The following is a 6407-nucleotide window of genomic DNA, read 5'->3' as shown; positions in this document are numbered from 1 at the left end:
GTTCATGCCACGGCAGCTTGAATTCCGTACCCCTTTTGTGGTGACGTGTACTTAGAATGCGTTTTGTGCGATCGAGCCAGTCCGTTTCCTCGGATGCAGAAAGCTCGGCACGATCGGTTGACGCTGTTTGCTTGTCCATGCTCCGTTTGCTTCCAGCTTCCTTGTCTCAAACCTGAAGCTATCCTAATTGAGCGTGGGTAGAACTCAATCAAAACCTCGGAGGTTTAAGCAGCTGCGTTAGTGACGATGCTTGACGCTTGTTGAAACCTCCGAGGTTTGCGTCAGCCCTAATGGTAAATCTCGCCCACGACTATCAAAGACTCATCGACGAATGTTGATCATTCACGCACGAGTATCAAAGACTCGCTCACGAGTATCTAGGACTCATTCACGAGCGTTGATCACTCATCCACAAGTAGTTGAGACTCTTCCACGAGTGTTGATCACTCATCAATGAGTATTAAAGACTCATCCACAAGTAGTTGAGACTCTTCCACGAGTGTTGATCACTCATCAACGAGTATCAAAAACACTCTCACGAGTATTAAACACTCTCCCATAAGTATCTGAGACTCTCTCACGAGTGTTTGAGACTCTCCCGCAAGTGTTGATCACCCATGCACTGGGACTTAAGGCTAGTGTGTGAACGCTGGACGATCGCCCAAGCATTTTCACCGCCCATCATACAGGCTCAATGCGTCATCCATTGATCCCATGCGTTGCGTCGTTGCCTTCAACCCAGCGTTTGTCAGCCCCTTCTAATATCTTCCCGTCTGTGCCCAAACGCGGGTAGGCATACCCCAGACGTAGATGAAGCCCTCTGCCGCTTTGTGGTCGAAGGTATCTTCAGCCCCGTAGGTTGCCAGTTCGGGGCTGTAGATGGAGTGGGCTGATTTGCGCCCCACCACGATCGAGCCGCCCTTAAATAGCTTGACGCGCACGGCTCCCGTCACTCGCTCCTGGCTTTTTTTCACAAACGCATCCAGGGCATCGCGGAGGGGGCTGTACCAGAGACCGTTGTAGACCAACTTGGAGTAGGTGTCTTCAATGCCGCGCTTGTAGTGGATCAGGTCGGGCGTGAGGGTGAGGCTTTCCAGATCTCGGTGTGCTTGAATCAGCACGGACAGGGCAGGCGTTTCGTACACTTCTCGCGACTTAATGCCAACCAGACGGTTCTCAATCATGTCGATGCGTCCCACACTGTGGGCACCGACAATCTGGTTGAGTTCCGTCACCAGCGCCACTGGCTCTGTGGGCTTACCATTCAGGCTGGTGGGGATGCCTTGCTCAAAGCCAATTTCCACATATTCGGGCTGGTCAGGAGCTTGCGCGATCGGTGCCGTCATGGTGTACACATCCTCTGGCGGCTCCGTCCAGGGATCTTCCAGCGGCCCGGCCTCGATCGCGCGACCCAGCAAATTCTTATCAATACTATAGGGCGAGGATTTTTTCACAGGTGATTCAATGCCAAACCGCTCTCCGTAAGCGATCGTTTCTTCGCGGCTCATGCCCCACTCGCGCGCAGGGGTCAGCACTTTAATGTCTGGGTTGAGGGCGGCGATCGCCACATCAAAGCGTACCTGGTCATTCCCCTTTCCGGTACAGCCATGCGCTACGGCATCTGCACCATATTCAGCGGCAGCATCCACCAGCAGCTTGGCAATCAGCGGTCGAGCCAGCGCGGTCGAAAGCGGATACTGATTTTCGTACAGGGCATTCGCCTGAATCGCAGGAAAGGCGTAATCTTTGACAAAATCTGCCGTTGCATCGGCAACCAGCGACACAGACGCACCAGACTTGAGCGCCTTTTCCCGCACAGGTTCCAGTTCATCCCCCTGCCCCAGATCAGCCGCGAGGGTAATGACGTCTTCCACTCCCCATTCGTGCTTCAGGTAGGGAATGCAGACGGAGGTATCGACTCCGCCTGAGTATGCCAGCACAACTTTTTTGGCGCGACCCATGACTGCCTCGGTTGGATAAATTAACTGAGCCATCATTATGCAGTGAATTGTGACTAATTCATGTCAGAACGGGCACAGAAGTTGGAGAAGGGGATGGGGTAAGGCGGGGAGGAAGCAGACGCAGGGGAAGCGGAGGAGGCGGAGGAAGCAGGGGATGAGGAAAGGGAGTAGTTATGAGTTTTGAGTTTTGAGTTAAAGAGCCAGAAGTTAGGAAGCATAAAACAACCCTTTCGCCTTTCGCGTCCCTGCCTCCCTCGCCCCCCCTGCCTCCCTCGCCCCCTCTTGCCTCCCTGCCTTCCACCTACATTGCATTACCTGGTTTACACGTCAGCGTTCCTTCTTTCTGCTTAGGTTGTCCGCCCATTGGTTTTACGTCTAACGATGGTTGATAAGTGGGGTAACAGCGCACCAGAATAACGTCGTTAGGTTGAGTGGTGTACAAGACGTAGACTGGCTTCCCGCCGAGGACGGCTGGCACTAGCTTGGGAGGTTGAGCAGCGGTAGCGACGAGTTCAGAGTCGCGATCGACGACTGGAGCATCAAGCTGGCTGAATGGAGCAGCGTCAGCGCTTTCCGTAGCAGAGAGGGCGGGTGTTGCTTGCAGAAAATGGATGCAAAAGGCAAGCGCGATCGCCAGTGCAGCCAAGACAAACCCGTGCTTAATCGGAATTCTGATCATTGTGCAACATCCTCTCTATAGCAGTTGAAATTGAATTAAGCCTTACTCTACCCTGTACTCAGGAAAAATTAAGGGTTTTATTCTTCATGCCTCACGCCTACGATCTAGAGTTTAGTGACTCTAAAGTTTGGTGTCAGAGTTGCAATCACGCCACGATCGAGGGGTGTTTAAGGCAAAATGGGCGATGAAGACTTCAAGGGAGAGGCAGTTATGCCAGTGGGGATAAACTTCGGGCGTGAAGTCTGCGGTGACTTTGACCAGGCACAAACACGCGAATGGTTGGTCACAAATGGCATTGGTGGCTATGCTTCGGGCACAATAGCGGGACTGTTAACCCGTCGCTATCATGGGTTTCTGGTGGCAGCTTTGCAGCCTCCTCTGGGACGAACCCTCATGCTGGCAAAGCTGGACGATACGGCACTGTATGGCGATCGCTTCTACCCCCTACATGCCAACCGCTGGGCAGACGGCACCATTGGCCCCCACGGCTATCGACATGTAGAACGCTTTGTTTTAGAGGGCAGCATTCCCACCTGGCAGTATGCGTGTGCAGACGCGTTGCTAGAGAAGCGGGTGTGGATGCAACCCGGTGCCAACACGACCTATGTGTATTATCAATTGATACGCGGCTCCCAACCCCTGACCCTGACCCTGAAAGCATTAGTAAACTACCGGGATTACCACAGCAACACCGTGGGCAACGGTTGGCGCATGACCATCGTACCCGCAGAGCATGGTGTCTACGTCTCTGCTTACCCCGAAGCAACCCAGCTTTATCTCACCAGCGATCGTGCTGATGTGACGGCTGCTCACGACTGGTACTACGGGTTTGAACTGACTGCCGAGCGCGATCGGGGTTTGAATGATCATGACGATCATCTCCATGCCGCCACCTTTCAAGCCACGCTGCAACCAGGTGAAGCGCTCACCATGATTGCCAGTACAGAACGCAGGCCCGAACGCGATGGCGAAACCGCGCTCAAAATTCGTCGCGCCTATGAACACAAGCTGTTGGGACTCTGGCATAGCAATCGTCCCGTTGATACTAAAGACATTCCCGCCTTTGCTGACCAGTTGGTGTTAGCAGCCGATCAGTTTATCGTGCAGCGATCAACCCCCGAAGAACCGCACGGCAAAACCATCATTGCAGGCTATCACTGGTTTAGCGATTGGGGTCGCGACACCATGATTAGCCTGCCGGGACTCACCCTTGCCACAGGTCGGCCTGAAATTGCGCGATCGATTTTGCGTACCTATGCCCGTCACGTCAATCAGGGCATGATTCCTAATCGCTTTCCCGACGCAGGCGAAATGCCCGAATACAATACCGTAGACGCCACGCTGTGGTTCTTTGAAGCCGTCCGCGCTTACTACGGGGTGACCGAAGATGACGATCTCGTGCAGGAATTATTCCCGGTGCTGGCCGACATTGTGGATTGGCACTGTCGCGGCACCCGCTACAACATTCACCTCGATTCGGCAGATGGGTTGCTGTATGCAGGCGAAATCGGTGTGCAGTTGACCTGGATGGATGCCAAAGTAGACGATTGGGTCGTTACACCGCGCATTGGTAAGCCCATTGAAGTAAATGCCCTGTGGTATAACGCCTTACGGACGATGGCGAAGCTTGCCCGCATCGTCGGCAAACCCCATCAGGAATACGAAGCGATGGCCGATCGTACCCTGGCACGCTTCTCGCGCTTTTGGCACCCCGAACTGGGCTACTGCTACGATGTCCTCGATGGCCCCGATGGCGATGATGCGTCCCTACGACCCAATCAGTTGTTTGCCGTCTCGCTCCCCGAAAGTCCGTTAACAGCAGCGCAACAGAAAGGGATCGTCGATGCCTGCGGACGGGCGTTGTTGACATCACACGGATTGCGATCGCTCGATCCCAATCATCCTGACTACCAGAGCCTCTACGGTGGCGACCAACTTCAGCGCGACGGAGCTTACCATCAAGGCACCGTATGGGGGTGGCTCATTGGTCCCTTTGTGCTGGCACACCTCCGCGTTTATGGCGATTCCATCAAAGCCCGCGCGTTTCTCGAACCAATGGCAAACCACTTCAACGCGCACGGAATCGGTAATCTCAGCGAAATTTTTGATGGCGATGCGCCCATGAAACCGCAGGGCTGTATCGCGCAGGCATGGACAGTCGCTGAGGTTTTACGTGCATGGCTGGCGACGGAGACGGAACGGTAAGAGAGGGGAGAGAAGAGGCAGGGGGAGCAGGGGTGATGGCACGATCGCCGCATCGTTTGAAGGTAAAAAGGGTCTACGATCGCCACCCATTGACTGCCGCACTCCACTCATTGACGTCTGAACTCAATCCGTTAACTTGAGAACTCAATCAACGGAGAGGGAGGACTCAATAATTGTCCCTGGAACTCCATTAATTCACCTTAAAGAGCAATCAACGGAGAGGCAGCACTCCATCCATTGACTTTGGAACGCAATCAACGGAGAGCGGGAACTCCATTCATTGGCCTCAGCGCTCGATCAATTTACCTCAGCACTCCATTCATTGGCCTCCGAACACAATAAATGGAGTCCAGCATAGAAAAGGGACACAGCAATGCTGTGTCCCTACCATGAAGGGATTATTGGAAGTCGTTTAGCCAGCGATCGCGGCAGCTTTGGTCTTGGCTTTGCGGGGTTTGCGAAAGTGTTGGCGCATCTCATCCACCAGCGGTTCTAAGCCATCAGTCTTTTGTCCAGTGGTTTTGGCGTAGGTGTAGACGGTCAAGGCGGCAGTGTACGCCTCATTGCCCAGTGCCATGCAGGTGTCATCCACCAGATCTTGCAACTGCGTCAGCGAGAGCGATAGGGACGACAGATCGTCAAACAAGCGCACATCCTTTCGCATTTCTTCGACATCAAACGATCGCGGCAGGAACTCGGCATTTTTGCTTGCCATATCCAATGCCTTGTTAACGAAGGTGCGGCTTTTGTCGCCCATTTTGGGGATCGATTTGCGTTCTTCTGCCATCAAATCGACGAGAAAGGGCAGGCGATCGCGGATCTGTTCCAGCGCCTGGGCAATGGTGGCGCGATCGTCGGGTGAAAGGGTAGCACTAATGGGATTCATCGGTACGGCGGGTGAAGCACCCGTAGAAGGGATAAATCTAAGGTGCTAAAGGTTACGCTCTCTACGCAAAGGGTTGAGACCCCTCAGGGGGAGAGAGGGTAGAGGGTAGAGGGCAGAAGGCAGAGGGGGCAGGGGAGGAGGGAGAGGGAGAAATAGGAGAGGAGGAGAGATGAGCGAAGATACCAGGAAGCTAAAAAGCCTTTGGTAAGCCTGCCTGCTTCAAGACTGCGTTTGCGGTATGGCGAGATTTGATGAAATTATCGACAACAAAGCGACGATCGGTGATGGGGCTGTACCAGATTTCGTGATCTCCTTTACCCTGTCGCTCAAAGGAGCAGCCTGCGTTTACCAAAAGCCTCTTGAGTGCTGGAGTGAGTGATGCAGGCATTTAGGATGCTACCTGGATGAGTTCCTGCCGATGGCTGGTGAGTTGCACCGTGATCGCGCCTGCATAGTCAGCAGCAATCACATGATTGAGCACCAGCAGATCAGGAATTAAGTCCCGCAGCGTTTGGCTCAGCGCCTCAATGGTATCGGCTTCAGTGGCTAAGCCTGGAACATCTTCGCTCGTTGCCACCCAGACCGATGCCTCGTTGTCCCAGATAGCATCAACTTGATAGATGATGGGTTCCACGTTTGCCTCTCTTGAGCGTTAGCGTTAGCCTGTGCAATAAGC

Annotated in this window: 6 protein-coding genes; 1 reads left to right on the top strand and 5 read right to left on the bottom strand. The window is 53.8% G+C overall.

Annotated elements, in window-relative coordinates; translation table 11 throughout:
- Nucleotides 1-758 precede the first annotated feature (758 nt).
- Both AC5JLP_RS14590 and AC5JLP_RS14585 read right to left on the bottom strand, forming a co-directional pair.
- Nucleotides 759-1997 carry an argininosuccinate synthase gene (locus tag AC5JLP_RS14590; RefSeq protein WP_496068649.1) on the bottom strand — a complete coding sequence of 413 codons (1239 nt, stop codon included), beginning with the start codon at nt 1995-1997 and terminating at the stop codon, nt 759-761.
- Nucleotides 1998-2262: 265 nt separating this feature from the next.
- Complete coding sequence (locus AC5JLP_RS14585; RefSeq protein WP_496068648.1) at nt 2263-2640, bottom strand: hypothetical protein; 378 nt, start codon at nt 2638-2640, stop codon at nt 2263-2265.
- 210 nt (nt 2641-2850) lie between these two features.
- Between AC5JLP_RS14585 and AC5JLP_RS14580 the strand changes: the two genes are divergently transcribed.
- Nucleotides 2851-4845, top strand: coding sequence for an amylo-alpha-1,6-glucosidase (locus AC5JLP_RS14580; protein WP_496068647.1), 1995 nt, complete (start codon nt 2851-2853; stop codon nt 4843-4845).
- A gap of 412 nt (nt 4846-5257) precedes the next feature.
- On the opposite strand, the gene AC5JLP_RS14575 is transcribed toward AC5JLP_RS14580, so the two are convergent.
- The 3 genes from AC5JLP_RS14575 to AC5JLP_RS14565 form a co-directional block, all read right to left on the bottom strand.
- Nucleotides 5258-5731, bottom strand: a complete 474-nt coding sequence (locus tag AC5JLP_RS14575) for a hypothetical protein (protein ID WP_496068646.1) — start codon at nt 5729-5731, stop codon at nt 5258-5260.
- A gap of 190 nt (nt 5732-5921) precedes the next feature.
- Nucleotides 5922-6119 (bottom strand): type II toxin-antitoxin system HicA family toxin, encoded by a 198-nt coding sequence (locus AC5JLP_RS14570; RefSeq protein ID WP_496068645.1) that lies wholly within the window; start codon nt 6117-6119, stop codon nt 5922-5924.
- Nucleotides 6120-6365, bottom strand: coding sequence for a DUF1902 domain-containing protein (locus tag AC5JLP_RS14565; protein ID WP_496068644.1), 246 nt, complete (start codon nt 6363-6365; stop codon nt 6120-6122).
- Nucleotides 6366-6407 lie beyond the last annotated feature (42 nt).

The organism is Stenomitos rutilans (genome assembly GCF_059505485.1).
This window is presented reverse-complemented; position numbering and strand designations above follow the sequence as displayed.